General features: G+C 57.6%; 1 protein-coding gene. It reads right to left on the reverse strand.

What is annotated here, in order from left to right; all coding sequences use genetic code 11:
* The coding region (locus GE543_RS26985; RefSeq protein ID WP_306092886.1) for a calcium-binding protein at window positions 1-1,062 on the reverse strand (1,062 nt) is incomplete at both ends.

The following is a 1,062-nucleotide window of genomic DNA, read 5'->3' on the forward strand; positions in this document are numbered from 1 at the left end:
TGTCTCGCGAAACGCTGACATCAGCTGCATTGAGGTCGACCAACCGAATCGTATCGACCTTGCCGACACGGCTTTCGTTGGCGTAGTAGATCGTATCCTGACCCGAGCCCTTGCCGAACAGGTAGGTGTCGTCACCGGCACCACCGTCCAGACGGTCATTACCCGAGCCCCCCTCCAACACATCGTCTCCACCATTACCGTAGAGCGTATCGTTACCGTCACCTCCGCTGAGGGTTTCGCCGACCTCCGTGCCGGAGACAGTCAAGGCACTCACCGCTACAGGTGTGAACAGATTGGCGCTGATACTCTCTTTGTTCCAGATCACCCCATCGGCAAACTGCACCTGATCGATGCCATAGCCGTAGATGGCACTGCTGTAGAAGTGCGAACTGACCCGCAGGGTTTCACCGCTGTCCTTGATCTGGATAATCAGGTCATCGGACTCACGGCGCAGCACCACATCGGCAGCGTTCAGCCCTTCCAGACGAATCACGTCCAGCTTGTTGGTCGTGGTGTCGTTGTAAGAATAGTTGCTGATAGTGTCTTGACCCGAGCCCTTGCGGAACACGTAGGTGTCGGAACCGTAGCCACCGTCCAGCGAGTCATTGCCGCTGCCGCCTTCCAGAGTGTCGTTGCCATAGCCGCCGGTAAGCGTGTCATTACCTGCGCCGCCCAGCAGTGTGTCGTTGCCATCTTCACCGTTGAGGGTGTCACGGCCATCGCCGCCGTCGAGGATGTCATCACCGGCACGGCCATTCAGGGTGTCGTTACCCGACAGGCCGAACAGGCTGTCCGCCGACTCATAACCGGTAACGGTCTCATCGACTTCGGTACCGGTCAGCAGAGCCGTACGGATCTGCTCATTGGTCAGTGCAGTACCATCGGCAAACTGTATCTGATCAATGTTATAGCCGTAGAGAGCGCTGGTGTTGAAGTGCGAGCTGACCCGCAGGGTTTCGCCGCTGTCCTTGATCTGGATAATCAGGTCATCATACTCACGACGCAGCACCACATCGGCAGCGCTCAGACCTTCCAGACGGATCACATCCAGTTTGTTGGCCG

Origin of the sequence: Pseudomonas sp. SZ57 (assembly GCF_009495975.1) — a bacterium.
GTDB classification, from domain to species: domain Bacteria; phylum Pseudomonadota; class Gammaproteobacteria; order Pseudomonadales; family Pseudomonadaceae; genus Aquipseudomonas; species Aquipseudomonas syringae.